Below are 20,773 nucleotides of genomic sequence, written 5' to 3' on the forward strand. Positions count from 1 at the left end.
AGTCAAGGCCGGGCATGCGGGGTCCCGGTACTCGGCGGTGGCGCCGAATTCGGGCCGTGGACGGGCGGCCTGGGGTCGGCGCAACCGCCCCACAAGCCCCTTTTTGCGGCCCGCGCCCGATCGGCCTGCTCCCTGAAGTCCTTCTCGTACGCCACGTTCGGCCACACGCGGAGAAAGAACGCGTTCCCGCCGGCAAGCTGCGACTCGTTCACCAGCACCCCCTGCGCGTTCCACACATAACGCAGTTGACGCCGGTAGTCGTCGAACTTCTGGGTGTCGAAGGCGAGGGTGACGATCGACCCCCGGGGCGCCAGCTTCAGCAACGCCTTGGTCGACTCCCCTGCCCAGCACTGGGGCACCGGCCGTACCTCCGGCGCGTCGATGCCGATCAGCCGCACACGCTGCTCACGCCCCGCGTACGCGCCGTCGACCGGCGAGACCACCATGGTGTCGCCGTCGTTCACCCACACCACCCGCGCGCTCTCGACCGACGGCGGGCTCGTGGGCGCCGGCTCGGTGACGGGCGGCCGGACGAAGGTGTCGGCCAGCATGTACACCGCGCCCAGGGCGGCGACAACCAGCAACGCTCCGATCACTATCAGTCGCACACCGGCAGACCTACCCAGACTCGGCGAAGGTGATCTCGGGTGCCCCGCCGTTCTCGAACGGCAGCACGAAGCGGCGCGGCCACGACAGCACGGCCTCCAGCCACCCCGCGCCCATGAGCTGCCCGACGTGCCGCAGCCGCGCGGCGGCCTCGATCCCGATCGCGACGGTCAGGATGTCGCGCTGCACGCCCTCGTTCTCGTCGTCGCCCAGGATGACCCGCCAGGCCAGCGCCCGGTTGTGGTCGATCTCCATGGACAGCGGATGATGGCGCAGCGCCCTGGCCCGGTGGCCGAGCAGCTCGCTGCGCACGAGTTCGGTGGCGGCGCCGGTGCCGAACAGCGCGTACTCCAGCGGCGGCGCGGGCGCGCGCAGGTCGGGCGCGGCATGCCCGAACGGAAACAGCCGGTCCACCTCGTGCAGCCAGCGCACCTGCGGAATCACCCACGAAGGCCCCGGCCGCTCGCCGCCGCCCTCGGCCCCGCCCAGCAGCTTGGCGCCCGTCTCCGCGGCCTTCTCCACCAGCAGCGCCGGGTCGAACCAGCTCCGCAGCGCCCAAGCCCGCCTGCTGACCGCCCGCTCGACGAGCGTGGCGAGCAGGCACTCGCGCCGCCTCGCCGGCATCTCGGCCCAGACCCCGGCGAGCGCGCGCGGCACCCCCGGCAGCGGCCGGTTGCCGACGAAGGCCAGCACGACGGTGTCGCACCAGATGCGCAGCCACGCCCACTGGGGCGCGTCCGCGAGCACGTCCGCCTCACGCAGCTCCACGAGCGTGCACGCCTGTCCGGTACGGCACGCCGCCCCGCAGGCCGCCGAGCGCCGCCCCCGGATCGGCGGCGGCGGACCCGGCAGCACCTTCTCCCGCGACTCCCCGAGTGGCACCCGGATGCGCAGCGGCCGGTCCATGCCGTCGGCGAACACCGCGGCTGCCCCCGGCTGCAGCGAGACGACCTGCCGGGACTGCTCGTCGCTGAGGTTCATGGCCGCGCCGACGAGCTGCCTGTCGTCCTCGGCCGGGAGCCGGTGGACGACCTTGAGCGCGGTGTTCTTGACCACGTCGGAGACGAGCTTGGTCGGGATCTGCTCGGCCACGACGATGCCCTCGCCGTACGCGCGGATCTCGGCGAGCATCCCGGCGAGCAGTTCGACGGCGTGGGTGGAGGCGCGGCCCGCGCCGCGGTCGCGCAGCAGCCGGTGCGCCTCCTCGATGACGATCACGTGCCGCAGCCCGGCGGACTTCTCGCTCCGGGCGCGCATCCGCAGGTGCTCCACGATCCGGATGATCAGCGTGCCCATGAGGAACGCCTTGTCCTCGTCGTTGGCGACGTCCTCGATGGCCAGGACGACGTTGCGTTCGAGCAGCCCGCCGACGTCGGCCGGGTGGCCGCCCTCGAAGAAGCGCCCGGCCGAGCCGACCCGCAGCGAGCGCAGCCGCAGGGAGATGAAGCCCTCGACGTCGGCCTGGACCTCGCGGCCGTAGCCGATCTCCTGGATCACGTCCATGGCGTGCTGCTGCAACTGCTCCAGCGTCGGGACGCTCGGCGGCACCTTCGAGCCGGGCACCGCGCCGCCGGTGACGACGTCCCAGCCGGTGGCCTCGTAGACCCGTTGCAACGCCAGCGACATGATCTGCGGGAACGGCTCCTCGGCGTCGAAGGCCGCCATGAACAACGCCCGGATCATGTCGATGTGCGCCTGCACCGGGTAGCCGGGCTCCGGCTCCAGCGGGTTCACGCTGAACGGCACGCTGTCCGGCGCCGACGGGTTGATCACCGTGACCGGGGTGTCGATCCGGCCCGCCATGGCCTGGTACTCGGCCTTGGCCGGTTCGATGGCCAGCCAGGGGATTCTGGCGGCGCTGAGCTGTTCGAGCAGGTGGCGGACGGTCTGCGACTTGCCGGAGCCGGTCGCGCCGGTGACGAAGGCGTGCCGGTTGAGCGTGGCCAGCGGCACCCGGAAGGCGCCCACGCCGCGGTCCTGGCCGTCGAGGATCTCGCCCAGGTCGAGCTCGCCCGCCTCGGACGCCTCCGAGGTGACGTCGAAGAACCCGGCGTCCAGCACCCGCAGGCCGGGCACCTCCCGCCTGGGCAGCCCGGCCAGGGCCGCCAGCGCGCCCGCGGTGGCCGCGAACGGCGCGGCGGCGCCGTCGCCCGGGTCCTGGAGGTTCAGGCTCAGCGCCTCGGGCAGCGCGTAGACGGCGCCGGCGGCGCTGCGCAGCCGGTACGGGTGGTGGCCGATCTCGACCGAGCCGACCAGGACGGGCGCGATCTGGCGCAGCTCGTCGGCGGTGGCGGCGCCGGCCAGTGCCCTGACGTTCCACAGCCCGGCCTCGCGGAAGGCGTCGAGCTCCTGCATGCGGCGTTCCGCGCGCTCGGCGTCGAACCGGGAACGCTCGGAGGCGTCGCCGTACTGCCTGAGGACGTTGAGCTGTGTGCGCAGGTGGGCGACCTCGGCGTCGAGCAGGTCGGTCGGCTCGGCCACCAGCAGCCAGGCGAACGGCCGTGACATGAGCGTGACCAGCGTCGACTCGAACAACGTGGGCCGCTTCAGCTCGTCGGGGTCGTGGTCCCTGCGCGCGTTCAGCGGCGGCGCCTGGCGGCCCGGACACGGCATCCACACCAGGTCGGCCAGGTCGGCCAGGCACTCCTCGCCCAGTTGCACGCCCCTGGCGCCGCCGGGGAACAGCAGCGGCTGCGGCCCGCGCTCCCCTTCCGGGCCGGGCGCGCGGCGCGGGTGCCGCGGCGGCGACAGCGGCCCCGCGTTGGTGATCAGCTCCAGCGGCGCGCCCGAGCCGCGGGAGAGCCAGCCGATGACGAGCGGACGTTGCCGCTGCGCCGCCGAGAGCACGGCCGGCAGGATGGAGACGAAGTCCCACTCCGCCGATGAACTTCGCGAGGGTGCGGCGATCGACTGGATTCTGTACCAGGGTCCGCTTAGCTGCATCTCATCCCCCCACAGATGGTTCTTAGTAAAGTCCGCCTCCATTCGGCGCGTGGCCCGGTCATTGGGGAGGTCCTTACCTCTCCTTGCGCCAGTCCAGACGGGGCGGGGGCGGGCCGAGGTTCGGGGGTGGCTCCTCGCCGGGGTCCTCGTTGCCGTTCTGCGCCAGTACGGCGTCGCGGACGTCCTCCAGCTCGCCAAGCGTGGTTTTGGGGAAGGTCAGTATCGCGGGATTGGCGTCGGCCAGGCGTACCCGGCGGCCCTCCGCGGTGGCGTCGGTGACGATCACGGACGTCGTGGGCAACTGCTGCAACTGGTGCGGCTCGACCAGGAACTCCCGCGAGCGCTGCAGCACGCGCTCCTTCTCCCCGATCTTGGTCGCGGTCCTGCCCCACTCGGTCGACTCGGTGATGTCCTCCGCCAGGTCGGTACGGCTGTCGCCGCGCTCCTCCGTCGACTCCTCCACCTGGGAGATCGTCGAGGTGTAGCCGCCGTCGAGCCCCGGCACCGAGGCGCTGATCGTCTCGGTGAGCTGGGCCAGCTCCAGCCGGTGCTCGGTGCCGACGTGCTCGCTGGCCACCCGCGCGTCCTCGGCGTTGCCCAGCCGCATGAACGCCACCGCCGCGTGGCCCCGGCCGAGCCGTTCCCTGACGGTGGGGGTCAGCGAGCGGTAGGTGAGCACGAGGCCGGTGCGCGAGGTCTCGCAGGCGTCCATGAGCCGGTCGAGCACGTCGCCGCGGAGCTTGTCCGCGCCCGCGACGATGATCGTGTGGTACCAGGGCCGCTCCGAGGCGGGCGACTGGCGCAGGATGTGGGTCAGCGCCGTGGCCACGTACGTGCCGAGGACCCGGTTGCCGAAGACGCCGGCCTGGCGGTCCATGCTGACCACGCGCAGGCGGGCGGGCGGGAGCCGTACGGCCTGGGTGCCGAGGGTTTCGAGTTTGCGGAGCTGCGACTCCAGCGCCCACGCGCGCTCGATCACCACGCGGTCGCTGACGCCGCGCCCGAACAGCGTGCCGATGCGCTCCAACTGCGTCGCGGTGATCAGCCCGAACCGCAGGTCGTCGCGCGGGTCGCCCACCTGGGCCAGCGCCCGCAGCGCCGCGGTGACCTGGCTGATCGTGGCGTTCTCCCCCAGGACCTCCAGCACCCGCTCCAGGATGGCGTTGTCGAAGCTGAGGTCGCGCGTGGTGCGGTGCTCCTCGCTGACGCTGACGACGTGGGCCAGCACGTCCGCGAACGCCTCGGGCTTGAGCGTGGCCCCCAGGTCCAGCCGGGGCAGGTCGACCGGCAGCACCCAGACGAGCGGGTCGTCGCCGCCGCGCCTGGCCAGCTCGATGAGGTCCTTGGCGATGGCGCCCTCGGACAGGTCGAGCACGGTCAGGTGCCCGCCGCTGTAGAGCCGGGTGGCGCCGATGAGCGTGATCAGCGCCGACCATCCGGGCAGCGTCCCGCCGGCCACGTCGATCCTGTCGATCTCGTCGGGTACGGCTACCGCGTACCAGTTGACCTGCCGGTCGTGGCGATCCTTGACCTCCTGCCACTCGCGGTAGCGCTGGGCGTGCTCCTCCTGGGCGCGGAACAACTCCTTGTCACGTTCCTGACGTACCCGGTCGTCGCGCGCCTGCTGCTCCATGACCCGGTAGCGCACCGCCCTGTCGCCCTGCAGCAGCGCGTAGCTGCAGATTCCCGCGACGCCGCCCGCGGCCACGAACCCGATCAGCGCGAACGACCAGTCGAGATACCCCAGCAGCGCCAGGGCGAAGATGAGCAGGGTAAGAAAGATCATGAACGTCCGGAAGATCCGGACGGGCCGGTTGAGCAGATCCTCCTGGAGCTTCTCGCGCCGCAGCAGCTCGGTGTCGACCTTGGCCTGTTCTCCGGCGTCCGCGGGCTCGCCGGTCTCGCCGATGGGCGAGGGCCGCTTGGGCGGCGGGCCGGGGTCGGGGTGCAGCAGGACGTACTGCCAGCCCAGGTAGATCCGGTCGGCCTGGAGCTGCGCATGCTCGGGATGCACGTCCGTCACGTGACCCTCCGGCTGCGATATGTCCTTGTTCCACGCCGACCTCGTCGTCGGCCGCTCGTGACAGCGTAAGAGCTAGAACCCCTATTCGGGCAGGGTTCCCGCCAAATCCATCAGAGGGATGGGACCATTGCGGCAGATGGGACAAGCGCGACCTATTACCATCCTTACCCATGACGGAACCCTCCGGCGCGCCAAGCACCCCCACCCGCCCGGTTGTGGTGCCCGCGATCGGCTTGGTCATCCTCACCACACTCGGCATCACCGCCCTCCTGGGCGGCCTGAACACCGCGCCGGACAAGCCGCCGCCCCAGATCGCCGCCGGCCAGAAGATGGATCAGGGCCTCTACGAGACCGAGTTCGTGGAAGCCAAGGTCACCCTCCAGCGAGGCGCCAACAGGTTCGCCGAGGACCGCCGTTATCTCGACATCCTCTTCAAGGTCACGAACAAGAGTGACGCGACGATCCCGACCGGTGTCGGCGCGAGTGCCTCGGGCGAAGGCAGCGGTTTCGCCAAAACGCTGATCAAGGTGACGCCCGAGATCAAGTCGGAGTGGGGCGCGCAGGCCTTCATCCCCTCGGGTGAGAGCAAGAGCTCGCAGTTGCATCCCGGCGTCCCGTCGAACGTGACCGTCCGCTACGAGCTGGACAAGGCGGCCACGGCTCCGACCGAGGTGGCCCTGAGCCTGTCCAAGCTGGAGGAGGTTGAGAGCATCCTCCAGGGCACGCCCATGTGGATGCCCGTCTCCAAGGAAGACCCCTTCACCCAGAAGCGCGCCGTCCAGGTGCTCTACACGATCAAGGCTCCGGTGAAGCAGGAGGACGCCCAGTGACCGCGACCGAGCAGCGGGCGCCGCGCGGCCGCCGCGCGCCCGGCCGTGAGCGCGGGGGCGGGGGCGCTTCCAAGGTCGTCAGCGCCGTTGTGGGCATCGCCCTGGCCGCGGCGGCCGTGTGGCTCCAGACCGTGGGGCTGAGCGCCGAGGAGATGAACAGGCCGCTCGCGAGCGTCGGCGACAAGGGCGAGGAGGTCGCCACCGGGCGGTTCAGCGTCCGCGTGGACGGCGTGAAGACGGCCAAGTCCGTCCGGGCAGGGGACGAGACCGCCGTCACGGAGAACGTCTTCCTGGTGGTCGAGACCTCCGCGACCGTCCCTCAGGAGCCCATCAAGATACGGCCGCCCGTGCTGGTGGCCGAGGACGGACGGCACTTCGACACCTCGGACAAGGTCGACAGGAGCAAGACCCTGGCCAACCCGTGGACGCAGCCGGGCTGGTGGTCCTCCGGCGTCTTCGTGTTCGACGTGCCCGCCGACGCGCTGAGGGGCGCCAAGGCGTCGTTCGTCGCGCCGACCAACGCGTTCTACGGCGAGCCGATGCTGCCGGCCGCGGAGGTCGACCTGGGCATCGACGAGGCGGCGGCGAAGCAACTCGGTTCGGCTCCGCAGGACGTCTACACGGTGACCGAGAAGAAGTAGCGGACGATGAGCACGAACGATTCAGAGCGCGACTGGTTCGCGCCGCCCGCCGGCCAGCCCGCCCAGCCCCAGCGGCCTCAGCAGCCGCGGCAGCCCGCCCAACCCCAGCAGCCCCAGCAGCGGCGGCGGCAGCAGCAGCAGTCGGCGCCGCCGGTCCAGCGCCCCCGCCGGGCCGCCGCCCCGACGCCGCAGCCGCGCCCCCGGCAGGCGATCCACGCCGACCAGCAGGTGTGGCCGCCCGCCGCCGCCGAGCCGACCGGCAGCTCGACCCAGCCCATCCCGGCCATCCCGAGCGCGGGCCCGTTGCCCCCGAGGCCGCCCCAGCCGCCGTGGACCCCTCCCGAGGAGACGCCGCCCGCCACGCCGCCGCGGCGACCGCGCCGGCTCCTGCTCGGCGTCGCGGCGGTCGCGGCCTTGATCGCGGCCTTCGGCGCGCCGACCGTAGACCGGTATCTGTTCTACAAGAGCGGCCGGCCGAGCCCGACCGTGCACCTGGTGGAGCCCGGCCAGACGCTCACCTACGAGCACGTGTCGTGGAAGTCGGCCATCGAACCCACGAAGGCGCCCCCCGGCAGCAGGCACAACACCCCCGACAAGCAGTGGCTGAAGATCACCGTCATCCGCTCGGCCACCGACGAGACCGGCGCCGTGCTCACGGCCAAGCCGGAGCTCTCGCTGAAGGACGCCGGCGGGCGGATGTGGAAGGCCGAGATCTACGAGGACGACCTGCCTGCCGACAAGCACGAGGTCGGCAAGGAGTACAGCTACCTGGCCCTCGCGGTCGTCCCGGCGACGGTCGGCGAAGAGGTCCAGCTGAACCTGGAACCCAACATCACCTACCGCTCGGACACCCCGACCAAGAAGTTGATGGACGTCAGCGAAGAGGACATGGAGAAGTCCCGTCGCAACGACGTGATCGTCTTCAGGCGGTGATGTCCTCGCCGCGGGCCCTGGCCCTGGTCGCCGCGATGTCGAAGGTGGCGGCCAGCAGGCAGTAGGTGAGCACGGTCACCAGCAGGTTCTTGACGAACAACACGGGCCAGCTCACCCACAGCCACATGTACGGCGTGGGCGAGCCGATCAACTCGCTGACCGCCCGCTCCAGGTAGTCCGCGCCGACGTGGAGGCCCACGTACAGCAGGCACATGAGCCCGAAGAGCGTCGCACCGCCCTTGATCGTGACGCGGAAGGCGTTCACCACCGGGACCCAGCGCTCCTGGAACCCGCCGACGACGCGGTTGACCGACCGCTGGGTGACCTCGTGCGAACCCTCAAGCCGGTCGACGCTGCCCGCCAGCCTGGTGCCCCGCACCGCGCGACGCGTGTCGTCGACCGAGCCGCCGAACACCAGCACGGTGACGGCCAGCCAGGTGAGCGGCATGACCAGCGCGGCGACCACGAAGGGCCATGTCTCTCCCGCCCAGGCCAGGAACGCCTCCAGGCCGGGGACGCTCTCCTTCGCCTCGGTGACGAGGTCGCCCGCCTCGGAGACCACGACCCGGTGCTCAGTCCAGTCGCTGCGCAGCTTGGCGAACGTGAAGACCGCGTTCAGCCCGCAGAACATGAACGCGAACTCGGCGAAGGCGGTCGCGACGCCGGCCAGCTTGCCGGAGCCGCGCTCGACCTGCCGCTCGAACAACATCTTCAGCCCCAGCGCCACCGCCATGGCGGCCAGCGACACGCGCCAGTCGAGCCCGACCAGGCCCGTGAGGTAGGTGACCTGCTCATTCGTGTCGTTGGCGATGTTGCCGAAGATGGTGGAGTAGAAGTTGTCGTCCAGGTTGTGCAGCGCGTCCATCTCGACGAAGGCCCTGGTGTCGGACTTGTACAGCTCCCAGGCGAGATAGATGACCGCGAAGGCCGGGGCGATCCGGTTCAGCGACGACCAGAACGACTCGTCCTCGGCGCCGCCCGCCCGGCGCGCGGCGCTCTCCCACATGACGGCGCGCAGCGAGAGCATCATTCCGGCGACCATCGTCATCGACACCATGACGATGATCGTCATGAAGGTGACGGTCGCGACCAGGCGGGCCTGGCGGAAGTCGCCGTGGGAGATCTCGGTCGCGAGGTAGAGCAGCGCCCAGCGCGCCAGCTCTCCCGCGGAGAACCACAGGATCAGCGGCAGCGCGCATTTGCCCGCCAGACGCAGGGTGTGGAGGGGCAGCGAGTACGGCGAGGGCACTCGCTGAGCCGGTGTTGGCCCAGGTCGAGGCGGTGCCATCACACCAGACGATCCGGACATCTGCAGAATCGTAGCGTTCTGTCCGGGATGGGCGCATCCACAACGCGGAATGACGCAGATAAGTTGATTGTTCAACCGTCCATGACGCTTCTCAACGAGATCGAGCGTTACCGCTACGCCGAGCGGTTGCTTGGCCAGCGGGACGCGCTCGGAGCCCTGTACATGCTGGAGCCGCTGCTCGACGAGCACGGCGACGACCGTGGCGTGCTTCTGCTCGCCGCCCGTGCCTACTTCCACTCCGCCCAGCTCGGCCGTGCCAGGAAGACCTTGGAGACGCTGGTCGAGCGTGACCCGAGCGACCACTATGCCCGGTTCCTGCTGGGCCGGACGCTGGAGCGGTCGAGCAAGCCCGAGCAGGCGCTGCCGCACCTGCGGATGGCCGCGGCCATGGCCGGCGAGCCCGACTACGCCGACTCGGTGACGCGCGTCGAGCGGAAGCTGTCCTTGTAGTTCATCAGCAGGTGGAAGGCGCCGCCGGCGAGCAGGCCCCAGAAGGCCGAGCCGACGCCGAAGAAGGAGACCCCCGAGGCGGTCACCACGAAGGTGAAGGCGGCGCTTTCCACCCCAGACCTTTCCACCCCGGCCCTTTCCACCCGGGCCTTTTCCACCCCGGCGGTAGCCACCCCGGCCGTATCCACCCCGCCCCTTTCCGCTCCTGCCCTGAACGCGGCCGCGATCGAGGCGGCCAGTGCGCCGAGCAGCGCCAGCCCCGCCACCGCCTCGATCAGGACCGGCGGGGCCAGCAGGACCAGTGCGGTCGCCAGGCCCGCGGCCAGGCCGAGCACGATCATGGAGATGCCCGAGGTCAGCGAGGCGATCCAACGGCGCGCGGGGTCCTCGTGGGCGTCGGGTCCGGCGGCGAGCGCGGCGGAGATGGCGGCCAGGTTGATCGCGTGGCCACCCAGGAAAGCTCCGGCGGCGGTGCCGGCGCCGGTGGTGAGCAGGATTTCGCCGAACGGCGGGCGGTAGCCGTACCCGGAAAGGACGGCCATGCCCGGGACGTTCTGGGAGGCCATCGTCACCAGGAAGAGGGGCAGGGCGATGCCGATCATCGCCGAGCCCGTGAAGGCCGGTACGGCCGGCGCCACCACCGGCAGCGCGTCGAACGTGAGCGAGGGCGCGGTCACCACGATCGCGACGACGGCGGCGGCCAGCGCGCCCGGGACCGCCCACATGCGGGCGAAGCGGTGGAGGAGCGCCCAGATCACGATCACGGGGATCGCCATGAGCGGCACCTGCGAGACCGCGGCCACCGGCGCCAGGCACAGTTTGAGCAGGATGCCGGCGAGCATCGCGGCGGCGACGGGCTGCGGGATGCGGGCGACGAGGCGGCCGAGCGCGGGGAACATCCCGGTGGCCATGATGGCCAGGCCGCACACCAGGAAGGCGCCGATCGCCGCGGCGTAGCCGCCGTCCACGGGTCCGGTGGACAGCAGGAGCGCCGCCCCGGGGGTGGACCAGGCGGCGGTGACGGGCAGGCGGTGCCGTACCGAGAGCACGATGGTCGTGACGCCCACGGCCACGCATAGGGCCAGCAGGCCGGAGGCGGCCTGGCGGGAGTCGGCGCCGACGGCGCGCAGGCCCGCCAGCACCACGGTGAACGAGCTGGCGAAGCCCACCACCGCCGTCACCATGCCGGCGACGACCGGCTTCAGCAGGCTGCGTTCCATTTACGGAACAGTAGTGAACCTGGCGGGGAGAGGGCAAGATGGGCGCATGGATTCCCGGCCGGCGATCGACGGCGACCCGCACGAGGTGGGCCAGCGGATACGCAGGCTGAGGGAGGCACGCGGCGTCTCCCTGTCGGAGCTCGCCAGGCGGGCCGGAATCGGCAAGGCCACGCTGTCCGGCGTCGAGACCGGCCGGCGCAACCCCACCCTGGAGACCCTCTGGGCGATCACCGCGCAGCTCGGCGTGCCCATCGGCGCCATCCTCGACACCCCCGCGGAACCCAAGGTCATGTACGGCGCAGCCGTCGAGGCCACCCTGCTGGAGGTGTTCGAGGACCCGGAGGTCACCTACGAGCTCTACCGGCTGCGCATCCCGCCAGGAACCACCCAGTCCTCCCCCGCCCACCACGCCGGCGTCACCGAGCACCTCACCGTCTTCCACGGCACGCTGGTCGCCGGACCAGCGTCCGCGCCGATGACGGCCGGACCCGGCGACCACCTGAGCTGGACGTCGAACGAGCCCCACCTCTACCGGGCGGAGGGCCCCGACGTCGTCCACGCCAGCCTGCTGATCCGCTACCCGGGGCGACAGACCTTGCAGGGGCGGTAGCCCTCCCGCTCGGCCTGCGCCAGCGTGCGGAAGCCGACGCGGTGCGCGGGCGTGATCCGGCGGGCGTTATGGCAGGTCGGGAAGCAGACCACGCCCGTGGTGTCGCTGCCCAGGTAGAAGACGCTCGAACCGGCCAGCTCGCGCATCCGCGCCAGATCCACGCCCTCGCCCGCCAGGACCTCCTCCTTGGCCTGCGCGCCGAAGACGTACTCGCCGGGCACGCCGTCGGAGCGCGTCACCCGGTGGCAGGGGATCAGCAGCGGCACCGGGTTGTTGCCCAGCGCGGTGCCCACCGCCCTGACCGCCTTGGGGCGGCCGATCCTGGCGGCGATCCACGCGTACGGGCGCACCTCGCCCCGCGGGATCGTCCGCGCCGCCAGCAGCACCTCGCGCTGGAAGTCGCTGACCCCGCGCAGGTCCAGCTCCAGCCCCGACGCCTGCCCGGTGCGCAGCGCGGGCACGAGCCCCGCGGGCGGCCGCTCCACCCGCACGAGCGGCCGTCCGAACCGCCGTCGAAACGTTTCGGCGAAGCCGTCGCCGTGGTGCACGTACGCGATGCCGTGATCGGTGAAGGCCACCGAAAGCTCGCCGATCGGCCCCGGAACGAGCGTCCACCGGGCGGCGATGCGGTCGTACAGGCCGGGCGGCGGCTCCGCGGCCAGTGCCGCGAGTCCGCTGATGATCGGGTCGTGGGTCATCGGGCACCTCCCAGAGTGCGCAGCCGCTTCAAACCTCGTGAGATATGCGATTTGACGGTGCCCTGCGGGATCCGCATGACCGTCGCGATCTCGCTGACCGGAAGGTCGACGACATGCCGCAGCACGACGGCCGCCCGCTGCTCCTCCGGCAACTGGACCAGCAGCCGGCCCAGTTCGTCCCCGGTCTCGTGCCGCAGCGCCATCTCCTCCACGCCCTCGCCCGGGTCGAACGTTTCAACCGGCTCGTCGAGCAGGTGGGGCGGCGGCTTGCGGGACTTGTGCCGGGCGCAGTTGCGCCAGACGTTCATCACGATCGTGACGATCCAGGCACGCGGCTGCAGGGCGGAAATGCGCTCGTGGTCGTAGTCGGCCAGCGCGCGGTAGGCACGCAGGAACGCCTCGGCCGTCAGGTCCTCGGCGTCGGCCCACTTGCCGGTCAGGCGCAGCGCGGTCGAGAAGACCAGACCCCGGTAGGCGTTGAAGAGCTCGCCGAACCCCTCATCGAGGTCGGCAAGCAGCGCCTTGCGCACCGGATCCAGGCATTCCATGTCAATCACAGTCCATAGAACACCATCGGGACCCGGGAGGTTGCACGGCCCACAGTGCGGCGTTACGGCGAACTGCCCGTGAGCCTTCACGACCGGCGCTCGACGGGGGCGCGCTGGGGGCGGCGGGGCGGGTGTCCGGGCGGGAGCCGTAGCGGATAAAAGAGACGGGCCCGCGCAAAGGCGGGCCCGTCAGGAGAGAAGCGGTCAGACCGCGACGGCGAGCTGGGAGACCTCGCCGAGGCGCGCGGAGACCTGCACGTCGCGGGTGACGCCGCCGCCCGCGATGATGCGCACCGTCCAGTCGCCCGGTGCGGCGAAGAAGCGGAACACGCCCTCGTCGGACACGACGACCTCGCCGGTGAACTCGCCCGAGTGGTCGAGCAGCCGCGCGTACGCGGTTCCGGCGCCGGTCACCACGCCCTGGATGACGGCCTGGGTGGACAGATCGATTCCTGCGGGCAGCGCGGCGGTCTGCTCCGGCGCGGCGCACCCCTGGGACACAACAGACATCAGCGGGCCTCCCCCAGCTCGATCGGCACGCCCACGAGCGAGCCGTACTCGGTCCATGAACCGTCGTAGTTCTTCACGTTCGCCTGGTCGAGGATCTCGTGCAGCACGAACCACGTGTGCGCGGAACGCTCGCCGATGCGGCAGTAGGCGATGGTGTCCTTGCCGAAGTCGACGCCCGCCTCCCCGTAGAGGGTGCGCAGGTCGTCGTCGGCCTTGAAGGTGCCGTCGTCGTTGGCCGCCTTCGACCACGGGATGTTGCGGGCGGTGGGCACGTGCCCGGCGCGCTGGGCCTGCTCCTGCGGGAGGTGCGCGGGAGCCAGCAGCTTGCCGGTGAACTCGTCGGGCGAGCGCACGTCGACCAGGTTGAGCTTGCCGATCGCGCCGACGACGTCGTCGCGGAAGGCGCGGATGGAGCTGTCCTGCTCCTGGGCCACGTAGGTGGTGGCGGGCTTGGACGGAACGTCCTTGACCAGCTCGCGCGAGTCGAGCTCCCACTTCTTGCGGCCGCCGTCGAGCAGCCGGACGTTCTGGTGCCCGTAGAGCTTGAAGTACCAGTAGGCGTAGGCGGCGAACCAGTTGTTGTTGCCGCCGTAGAGCACGACCTGGTCGTCGTTGGAGATGCCGCGCTCGGACAGCAGGGCCTCGAAGCCCGCCTTGTCCACGAAGTCGCGGCGGACCGGGTCCTGAAGGTCGGACTTCCAGTCGATCTTCACGGCGCCACGGATGTGGCCCTTGTCGTAGGCGCTGGTGTCCTCGTCGACCTCGACGAGTACGACACCGGGCGTGTCGAGGTTGGCCTCGACCCAGTCGGCATCCACCAGGACGGCGGAGCGGCTCATTGGGGAACCTCCAGTTTGGCGGCGGGCAGTAGACGGCGAATCAGCAGGTACATCTCGCAGCCAAGGCACAATCCGAAGGCTGCGTTGAGGAGGGCGGCGAGGAGGGCCGCTGCCGTCGCCCCCAGGGCGAGCGGCGTGATCCCGGTGAGAAAACCGATCAGCCCGGCACCCGCGAAGACCAGCCCGACAACCTGCGCGAAGCGCGGCGGGCGGGCGTCTTCCGTCTCCTTCGGGGCGCTCGTGACGAGCGCCTTGAAGAGCATGCTGTACGGCGGGCGCCCCGCCGAACCGAGTGCGAACACCACCGCCTGGGCGGCCAGGAGCAACGGGCTCTCTGTCGCCAGGACGAGGGTCAGGACCAATGTCGTGATCGCGGCGCCGAAGCGCAGCGCTCTAGGGTCGGCACGCATCGCTGGATGCTCCTGAAGGGGTCGGGTTGGGGCGGACCGGAATGTCCGCGAGACCGTCCTCAGGCAGCGCGACAGAGCGCGGTGGACACGCGGCAGAAATCAACCGCGCGCCGCTTCGTCAGCAGCTCTGTCGTGGGGTTCATGACGACGAGCGTACATCGACGTCTCGCCATCTGTCACATCTCGTCCGGCTCCTGAGACACCGCATCGCCCAGAGCCGCCAGCACGTCGGCCTTTCTGGGCTGCCCCGACGCCGTTTTAGTGATTTTTCCGGAGCTGTCCAGGACGAGAACGGTGGGGGTGCGGAGAATGTCCAACCGGCGTACCAGATCCAGCCGGGACTCCGCGTCGATCTCCACATGCGCCACGCCCGGCACCAGATCGGCCACCTCGGCCAGGATCCTCCGCGTGGCGCGGCACGGCTGGCAGAACGCCGTCGAGAACTGCACCAGCGTCGCCCGCTCCCCCAGCGGCGCCCCGATCTGCCCTTCCGTCAGCGCGTCCGAGGGGGTCTCGCGCATCCTTCCGTCGCGGCGCAGCCGTACCACCCCGATCACCAGGCCCAGCGCCAGCGTGCCGAGCGCCACCCACAATCCCGTCATCCCTCCCCCCAACCACCACGCATCCGGCGTTCTTCCCCCGGGCCTGGTCACCTCTGTCGCGAGGGGTGGCCGGCACCAGACCACAGGAGCAAGCCCGGCTACCCCGTCAGGCGGCTGGCTAGGCCCCGGTTCTGGTGTTCACCAGGAGCTTGCCGTTCTGGTCGACGATTCTGATGATCCTGATCGACTCCAGCGGCAGCTTGGTCTTCAGCTGGAAGACCGGCGGCTTCTCGTAGTTCTCCCGGCTGACCTCCCAGCCGTCGAGCGTCTCGCGCCGGTTGCCGTCGCCGAGGACGATCACGCGGCACCGGGTGCCGACCGCCACGCCCGAAACGGTGAGGTTCAGCTCGGTTCCGCCCTCGGCGGGCACCGCCATGATCGTGGCCCGCCTGGCGCCGTCGGCGCCCTTGAACTCCTTGCCCGCCGGAGCGTTCAGCGTCTGCGCCGAAGGCGACTCCGACGCGCTCTCGCTGGCGGTCCGCGGCTCCTGGCTCGTCTTCGCGTCGAAGTTGTAGTCCGGCTGGGCGTCGCTCTTGGCCGCGGGCGCCTCCTGTTGTTCGGCGCGCTCTCTGCCGGCGGCCGTCGAGCTCATGCCCTGTCCGCCGGTCGTGGAGGTCCAGACCGCGCCGCCGATGGCGAGCACCGCGGCCGAGGCGGCCACGGCCAGCAGGACCCTGCCGCGCCTGCTGCGCTTGGCACGGTCGTTCAGCAGCCGGTCGAGCACCTGGCGCGGGGGGCTGGCGACGAGTTCCACGTCGCGCTCGGACACCTTGCCCAGGAACGCGGTCACGCCCTCCAGCTCCGTCAGCTCAGCGCCGCACGCCTCGCACGTGGCGAGGTGGGTGTCGATCTCCAGCGCCTCCTCCGGGTCGAGCGCGCCGAGCGCGTGGGCGCCCAGCGACAGCCGTACCTCCTCACAGGTCATCATCACGGCGCCAACCCCCGCTCTTCCAGCGCCAGCTTGAGCGCCCGCAGCGCGTAGTAGGTGCGGGACTTGACCGTGCCCGGCGGGATGCCGAGCGTGGCCGATGCCTCCTTCACGGACTTCCCCCGGTAGTAGACCTCCATGAGCACCTCGCGGTGCTCCGGCCGCAGCGCCGCGAGGGCCTCGGCCACGGCCCACGACTCGACGGCCTTCTCCAGCTCGTCGTCCGCGGGGATCACGGCCAGCGCCTCGTCGCCCGTCTCCGGTGGCCGGGCCCTCCTCGCCCGGTGCTGGTCGACGACGAGGTTGCGGGCCACCGTGAACAGCCACGCGCGGATCGGACGCCCGGACAGCGCGTCGGGATGCCGCCAAGCCCTCAGCAGCGTCTCCTGCACGACATCCTCCGCCCGGCCGGAATCTCCGGTAAGTCGCAATACGTAGCCATACAGCGGCCCGGCGTGCTCGTCGAAGAGGGTACGGACAAGCTCCTCGTCGGCGGTGCCTGCTGGACTCACATCCTCATCACGTACGGCACGGCCAGGCGGTTCACCGGCGGCTTTGTCCTCATCCACGGAGCGGCACGTTCTTCCCCTCGGCCGACAGCTCCAGCCCGTCGGCCACGCTCTTCACACCCGTCACCTTCACGTCGAACGGCAGCTTGCCCTTGAACGGGATCGTGTAGGTGACGAACTGCGCGAGCTGGCTCGGCACCCCCTGGATCTTCGTGGCGGCGAGCTTGATGCCGCCGTCGGTCAGCTCCACCTTCAGCTCCGCGTTGAACTTCACCTTCTGCCCGGCGAACGGCACCTCCCCCGAGGCGACCAGGCTCTGCCCGTTGCCCGAGATCTTCACCCCCTGCGGGGCGAACTTGTCGATCGTCGCCCTGGTCACGGTGCCGCTGACGGTCAGCCGTTCCGCGCGGACGTCGGCGGTGTTCTGGATCACGTCGGCCAGCGGCGCGGTGACCCCGTAGGCCACGCCGTGCAGGTTGCGGATGGGCACGCCGCCGTAGGTGAGCGTCCCGAGGTCGAAACGGACCTCGGGATAGCGGCCCGCGAACGCCTGGGTCAGGAAGGGGATGCCCTCGATCGTCACCGTGGGCGTGCCGCTGAGGTCGGCGGCGGCTCCGATCCGGTTGGCCAGGTCACGCTGGACCCCGGCCACCGCGACCCGGTCGACGGCGACAAGGAGAACGATCAGCACGATCAGGAAAATGACCAGCTTGCGCATCGGACTCCTTTGGCACGGGGGGACATTGAGCTTACCGACCAATTCCCGGAAAAAGCTGGAGATCACCCACCGGCGAACGGCGGCAGGACCTCCACCGTCACCCCCTCACCCAGCACCACGTCGTCGTGCGCCCGCCGTCCCACCGGATCGCCGTCCACCAGGAACGACGAGCGCCGCACCACCCTGGCCAGATCGTCGCGCCCGGCTGTGATTTTCGTCATGAGTTCGCCAAGAGTGGCGGCCTCGAACGGCTCCTCCGCGACTCCCGCCGCGTCCTTCGCCGCCGCCCAATAACGAACCTTTCCCGTGGCCATAGGCTCCTCACAATCGTGTCGGCACCATTGTGCGCCCCTGTTAACGCGTACGTTTCGCTGTTCACCAGGTGGACGCACAATGAACGCGAGATTCCGTTGGGTTATCCTCACGTACGGGACCTGGGCGACGTAGCCCCCGGGTCCTTGCGCGTTTTGGGGAGGCGTGATGAGCAACCTGCTCCTGCTGACGAACGCTCTGGAGCCGTCGGCCGAGGTGCTGCCCGCGCTCGGCCTGCTGCTCCACTCCGTCCGCGTCGCCCCGGCCGAGGCCTCCGCCCTGATCGACGCCCCGCCGTCCGACGCCGTGATCGTCGATGCCCGCAAGGAACTGGCCCACGCCAAGAGCCTGTGCCGCCTCATCAGAACGACCGGCATCGACGTCCCGCTCCTGGTCATCGTCACCGAGGGCGGGCTCGCGGCGATGACCGCGGAATGGGGCGTGGACGACGTCCTGCTCGACAGCGCCGGACCGGCCGAAGTCGAAGCGCGCCTGCGGATGGCCACGGGGCGGCTGTCCCTGTCGTCATCCGAGGACGTTCCCGACGAGATTCGCAGCGGGGACCTTTCCATTGACGAGGCGACCTATACCGCGCGGTTGCGTGGGCGGGTCCTGGATCTGACCTTCAAGGAGTTCGAGCTCCTCAAGTACCTCGCTCAGCATCCTGGCCGGGTGTTCACTCGGGCGCAGTTGTTGCAGGAGGTGTGGGGGTATGACTACTTCGGGGGGACTCGGACGGTGGATGTGCATGTGCGGCGGTTGCGGGCCAAGCTTGGGACTGAGTACGAGTCGTTGATCGGTACTGTGCGGAATGTTGGCTACCGGTTTGTGCCGGAGCGGGGGGATTCGTCCCTCGTGTAGGTGGCGGCGTGACCCCCGTCGCCTCCCCGAGCCGAACTTGATCCGTTCGGGCACCATCGTTCTGCGGGCTGCGGATCAGCTCGTGCAGGGCTCGTGAGGTCGTCCCCTTCCCCGGCCACCCCCTCCGGTCCTGCCCTTGGCCTTGCTCCCGCCTTCCTGACCAGCCCGTGTGGCGGGCGATCCTCTCACCAGGACGGGCAGCCCGGAACATTCCCGCTCAGCCGGAGTTCTACGGCGAGCACGGTCCCCTCACCCGAGTCAGCAGGCCCTGCTCCTCCTGGGTCCGCCTCCACAAAGCGAGACGTGCACCGAACTGAGTGCGACTTCGAAGAGTGGCTTCCATGTGCGGCGGCCGGCGATGAGGCGGCCCATGCGGAAATGCCCCGTTCCTTTCTCCGGTGAGCCATAATCGCCACACCTGTAATCCGCCCGAAAGGGGATCGACCGTGGCCGAGCTCTTCATGATCACGAGCTGGCTCGTCCCGGCCATCGCCCTCTTCCTAATCATCTACTGGGCAGTACGGCTCGCCATAAGGCACGAGCGACACAGGCACGATTAGCGCCCCGGATCCACCTGACCGGCCCGCAACACAAGACGAAACCTGGTGTACCGCTCGAATTCAGCCACCACCCCGAACCCCAGCCGTTCCAAAACCGCGACACTCCGCAAGTTGCCATGCGTCACCCCGGCGAACACCTCCGTGGCCCCCAGCTCGACCCGAGCAAAGTCCACCAACGCCCCGCAGGCCGCAGTCATGTAACCCCTGCCGGTAGCCCCTTCATCCAGCCAATAGCCCATCGAATACCGAGGCGGATCAACCGGATTGAGGTCCACCCGGCCCACAAGCCGACCCGAGAGCCAGATCCCGAACCGCAGATTCCTCCCCGCCGATCGCGCGAACTCCCGCGCCACCGACTCCAACGTGGCCGCCTTGACCTCCTCGTAATCGCCGAAGCGAGTGAGATGCCCGCGATTACGCACGACCAAGTCGAAGTAGACCTCGGCATCATCGACCACAAGCGGCCGCAGAGTGAGCCGGGACACGGACGTCGCAAGAACAGGCAGCGCCAGATCATCAGCCACAACCATCGACGGTAACAAGGCCCCTGATGCCAATAGCGTGCCGCCCATGACAGACCAATCCGAGATGGCCTGCCCCACGTGCGGCCGGCTCTTGTCATTCGGCGGGTTGTATTTGATGCAGCGTGAGGACGACGGCCGCCGGACATGCAAGGTCCGCTGGTCCTGCCCCGGCGACCACCACTGGTGGTCCTGGGCCGACCGCCCAGACGACCCACTCACGGACTTCCCCCGCGAACTCCTGTAGCGCCTTCTTACGCCACCTACCCGCGAACTCCTCCAACGCCTCCTGCGATCCACGCACGAACCCCTCTGGCGCCCTTTCAAAGGCGTCCTCGCAAACGCCCTGACGAGCCCACTCACGACCTCGCCGCGAACACCTCTGATGCCTCGTTACGGGCGCCCCGCAAACTCTGCTGACGCCTTACCCATGAAGCTTTCGTGACCACATCTGACGGGCCACCCGATCCATCTACCTGAGCTCAGGGCTCCCACCAGGGCATATTGGGCAACATGGCGACACCGTGGCCCAGCCGCTACGCCGACGTCCCGGACCGTGCTCCGGTATCGCTGGCCGCGCTGCGCGGCCCCGCTGAAGGCGTCGTGCCGCTGCCCCTCCACCTCTGCTGGTCAGGACGGCGACAGTTCGACCTGGCGCAGCCATCCCAACGGCTGACGATGTACCAGACCGTCATCACCGAGGGCGAACGCGCGGACGTAGAACATTTCCTCGACCCCGATCACCTTGGCCTGGCCCACTCTCTAGTTCCGCTCCGTTGACCCAGCCAGGTCCCGTCCCCGGCATCTGACCCTGGCCAACCCGGGAGTTGGGTAGTCAGGAGGCAGCAGCCCCTTGAGCTGAGTCAGCACGGCCCATGCCCTGCGGCGCATGGCGTCGAAGGGCGAAGACCGAGTTTTGGGTCGGGTATGAGGCGGTGTCAGGTGCGGGCCTGGGCCCCTTTATGCTCCGCATCCCCTGCGGGCCGCCGATGGTGAGGTCTCGGCCAGGTGACCTGCTCACCGGCTTCCCGCCTCTGGGCCTGAACCGCCCTGTATCGCTGTCCCCATCAGCATCACTTTGCGCACCTGCCGCAAAGGCGCTTCACATGCAAGGCCCGCCATCTGCGTGACATGGTTCCTCCCCTGCCGAATCGACTGGGTGCTTTCTCCGCGTTTCAGCTGGCCAACGGGG

At 70.0% G+C, this 20,773-nt stretch carries 24 protein-coding genes; 7 read left to right on the plus strand and 17 right to left on the minus strand.

Features of this window, described 5'->3' with window-relative positions; all coding sequences use genetic code 11:
• Window positions 1–2: 2 nt before the first annotated feature.
• The 3 genes from ACIBEJ_RS18165 to ACIBEJ_RS18175 form a co-directional block, all read right to left on the minus strand.
• Window positions 3–608 (minus strand): thermonuclease family protein, encoded by a 606-nt coding sequence (locus ACIBEJ_RS18165; RefSeq protein WP_397183877.1) that lies wholly within the window; start codon window positions 606–608, stop codon window positions 3–5.
• Between the two features lie 10 nt (window positions 609–618).
• Window positions 619–3,453, minus strand: a complete 2,835-nt coding sequence (locus ACIBEJ_RS18170; RefSeq protein ID WP_397183878.1) for an ATP-binding protein — start codon at window positions 3,451–3,453, stop codon at window positions 619–621.
• 169 nt (window positions 3,454–3,622) lie between these two features.
• A complete protein-coding gene (locus ACIBEJ_RS18175) occupies window positions 3,623–5,572 on the minus strand; it encodes a hypothetical protein (protein WP_397183879.1) in 1,950 nt (649 codons plus the stop codon).
• A 170-nt stretch (window positions 5,573–5,742) separates the two neighbouring features.
• On the opposite strand from ACIBEJ_RS18175, the gene ACIBEJ_RS18180 reads away from it, so the two are divergent.
• The 3 genes from ACIBEJ_RS18180 to ACIBEJ_RS18190 are packed head-to-tail and all read left to right on the plus strand — an operon-like array spanning window position 5,743 to window position 7,976.
• Window positions 5,743–6,402, plus strand: a complete 660-nt coding sequence (locus tag ACIBEJ_RS18180) for a hypothetical protein (RefSeq protein WP_397183880.1) — start codon at window positions 5,743–5,745, stop codon at window positions 6,400–6,402.
• Window positions 6,399–7,043: a hypothetical protein gene (locus ACIBEJ_RS18185; protein ID WP_397183881.1), complete on the plus strand. Its 645-nt coding sequence runs from the start codon at window positions 6,399–6,401 to the stop codon at window positions 7,041–7,043. The genes ACIBEJ_RS18180 and ACIBEJ_RS18185 overlap by 4 nt, the downstream gene beginning before the upstream one ends.
• A 6-nt stretch (window positions 7,044–7,049) precedes the next feature.
• Window positions 7,050–7,976, plus strand: coding sequence for a hypothetical protein (locus ACIBEJ_RS18190; RefSeq protein WP_397183882.1), 927 nt, complete (start codon window positions 7,050–7,052; stop codon window positions 7,974–7,976).
• On the opposite strand, the gene ACIBEJ_RS18195 is transcribed toward ACIBEJ_RS18190, so the two are convergent.
• Window positions 7,966–9,225: a hypothetical protein gene (locus ACIBEJ_RS18195; protein ID WP_397183883.1), complete on the minus strand. Its 1,260-nt coding sequence runs from the start codon at window positions 9,223–9,225 to the stop codon at window positions 7,966–7,968. The two genes, ACIBEJ_RS18190 and ACIBEJ_RS18195, sit on opposite strands and share 11 nt — an antisense overlap.
• 141 nt (window positions 9,226–9,366) lie before the next feature.
• Here ACIBEJ_RS18195 and ACIBEJ_RS18200 point away from each other — a divergent pair, with 141 nt between their 5' ends.
• Window positions 9,367–9,735, plus strand: coding sequence for a tetratricopeptide repeat protein (locus ACIBEJ_RS18200; protein WP_397183884.1), 369 nt, complete (start codon window positions 9,367–9,369; stop codon window positions 9,733–9,735).
• Here the strand turns inward: ACIBEJ_RS18200 and ACIBEJ_RS18205 are convergent.
• Window positions 9,690–10,955: a benzoate/H(+) symporter BenE family transporter gene (locus ACIBEJ_RS18205; RefSeq protein WP_397183885.1), complete on the minus strand. Its 1,266-nt coding sequence runs from the start codon at window positions 10,953–10,955 to the stop codon at window positions 9,690–9,692. The genes ACIBEJ_RS18200 and ACIBEJ_RS18205 overlap by 46 nt on opposite strands.
• A gap of 46 nt (window positions 10,956–11,001) precedes the next feature.
• Between ACIBEJ_RS18205 and ACIBEJ_RS18210 the strand changes: the two genes are divergently transcribed.
• Entirely contained in the window at window positions 11,002–11,565 is a 564-nt protein-coding gene (locus ACIBEJ_RS18210; protein WP_397183886.1) for a helix-turn-helix domain-containing protein, read from the plus strand.
• Here the strand turns inward: ACIBEJ_RS18210 and ACIBEJ_RS18215 are convergent.
• From ACIBEJ_RS18215 to ACIBEJ_RS18265, 11 genes are all read right to left on the minus strand, one after another.
• Window positions 11,532–12,263 (minus strand): methylated-DNA--[protein]-cysteine S-methyltransferase, encoded by a 732-nt coding sequence (locus ACIBEJ_RS18215; protein ID WP_397183887.1) that lies wholly within the window; start codon window positions 12,261–12,263, stop codon window positions 11,532–11,534. The two genes, ACIBEJ_RS18210 and ACIBEJ_RS18215, sit on opposite strands and share 34 nt — an antisense overlap.
• Window positions 12,260–12,811 carry an RNA polymerase sigma factor gene (locus ACIBEJ_RS18220; protein ID WP_397183888.1) on the minus strand — a complete coding sequence of 184 codons (552 nt, stop codon included), beginning with the start codon at window positions 12,809–12,811 and terminating at the stop codon, window positions 12,260–12,262. The genes ACIBEJ_RS18215 and ACIBEJ_RS18220 overlap by 4 nt, the downstream gene beginning before the upstream one ends.
• Window positions 12,812–13,015: 204 nt before the next feature.
• Window positions 13,016–13,321: a DUF1416 domain-containing protein gene (locus ACIBEJ_RS18225; RefSeq protein ID WP_397183889.1), complete on the minus strand. Its 306-nt coding sequence runs from the start codon at window positions 13,319–13,321 to the stop codon at window positions 13,016–13,018.
• Window positions 13,321–14,160: a sulfurtransferase gene (locus ACIBEJ_RS18230; RefSeq protein ID WP_397183890.1), complete on the minus strand. Its 840-nt coding sequence runs from the start codon at window positions 14,158–14,160 to the stop codon at window positions 13,321–13,323. The genes ACIBEJ_RS18225 and ACIBEJ_RS18230 overlap by 1 nt, the downstream gene beginning before the upstream one ends.
• A complete protein-coding gene (locus ACIBEJ_RS18235; RefSeq protein WP_397183891.1) occupies window positions 14,157–14,570 on the minus strand; it encodes a DUF4395 domain-containing protein in 414 nt (137 codons plus the stop codon). Before ACIBEJ_RS18235 ends, ACIBEJ_RS18230 begins: the two co-directional genes overlap by 4 nt.
• A 59-nt stretch (window positions 14,571–14,629) precedes the next feature.
• A complete protein-coding gene (locus ACIBEJ_RS18240; RefSeq protein ID WP_397183892.1) occupies window positions 14,630–14,743 on the minus strand; it encodes a putative leader peptide in 114 nt (37 codons plus the stop codon).
• Between the two features lie 3 nt (window positions 14,744–14,746).
• A complete protein-coding gene (locus ACIBEJ_RS18245) occupies window positions 14,747–15,172 on the minus strand; it encodes a thioredoxin family protein (protein WP_397183893.1) in 426 nt (141 codons plus the stop codon).
• Between the two features lie 118 nt (window positions 15,173–15,290).
• Complete coding sequence (locus ACIBEJ_RS18250; protein ID WP_397184323.1) at window positions 15,291–16,100, minus strand: anti-sigma factor family protein; 810 nt, start codon at window positions 16,098–16,100, stop codon at window positions 15,291–15,293.
• Window positions 16,100–16,612 carry a sigma-70 family RNA polymerase sigma factor gene (locus ACIBEJ_RS18255; RefSeq protein ID WP_157254790.1) on the minus strand — a complete coding sequence of 171 codons (513 nt, stop codon included), beginning with the start codon at window positions 16,610–16,612 and terminating at the stop codon, window positions 16,100–16,102. Before ACIBEJ_RS18255 ends, ACIBEJ_RS18250 begins: the two co-directional genes overlap by 1 nt.
• A gap of 49 nt (window positions 16,613–16,661) precedes the next feature.
• Window positions 16,662–17,327, minus strand: coding sequence for a DUF2993 domain-containing protein (locus ACIBEJ_RS18260; protein WP_397183894.1), 666 nt, complete (start codon window positions 17,325–17,327; stop codon window positions 16,662–16,664).
• Window positions 17,328–17,389: 62 nt separating this feature from the next.
• On the minus strand, window positions 17,390–17,641 hold the full coding sequence (locus ACIBEJ_RS18265; protein ID WP_397183895.1) for a MoaD/ThiS family protein: 252 nt from the start codon (window positions 17,639–17,641) through the stop codon (window positions 17,390–17,392).
• Window positions 17,642–17,807: 166 nt separating this feature from the next.
• On the opposite strand from ACIBEJ_RS18265, the gene ACIBEJ_RS18270 reads away from it, so the two are divergent.
• Window positions 17,808–18,500, plus strand: coding sequence for a response regulator transcription factor (locus ACIBEJ_RS18270; RefSeq protein ID WP_397183896.1), 693 nt, complete (start codon window positions 17,808–17,810; stop codon window positions 18,498–18,500).
• 556 nt (window positions 18,501–19,056) lie between these two features.
• On the opposite strand, the gene ACIBEJ_RS18275 is transcribed toward ACIBEJ_RS18270, so the two are convergent.
• Window positions 19,057–19,584, minus strand: a complete 528-nt coding sequence (locus ACIBEJ_RS18275) for a GNAT family N-acetyltransferase (RefSeq protein ID WP_397183897.1) — start codon at window positions 19,582–19,584, stop codon at window positions 19,057–19,059.
• Window positions 19,585–20,094: 510 nt separating this feature from the next.
• Here ACIBEJ_RS18275 and ACIBEJ_RS18280 point away from each other — a divergent pair.
• The gene (locus ACIBEJ_RS18280) at window positions 20,095–20,361 is read left to right on the plus strand and encodes a hypothetical protein (RefSeq protein ID WP_397183898.1); all 267 of its coding nucleotides are present in this window, start codon (window positions 20,095–20,097) and stop codon (window positions 20,359–20,361) included.
• The last annotated feature ends 412 nt before the right edge of the window (window positions 20,362–20,773 follow it).

It is taken from the genome of Nonomuraea sp. NPDC050790 (genome assembly GCF_044456745.1).
Classification (GTDB): Bacteria; Actinomycetota; Actinomycetes; order Streptosporangiales; family Streptosporangiaceae; genus Nonomuraea.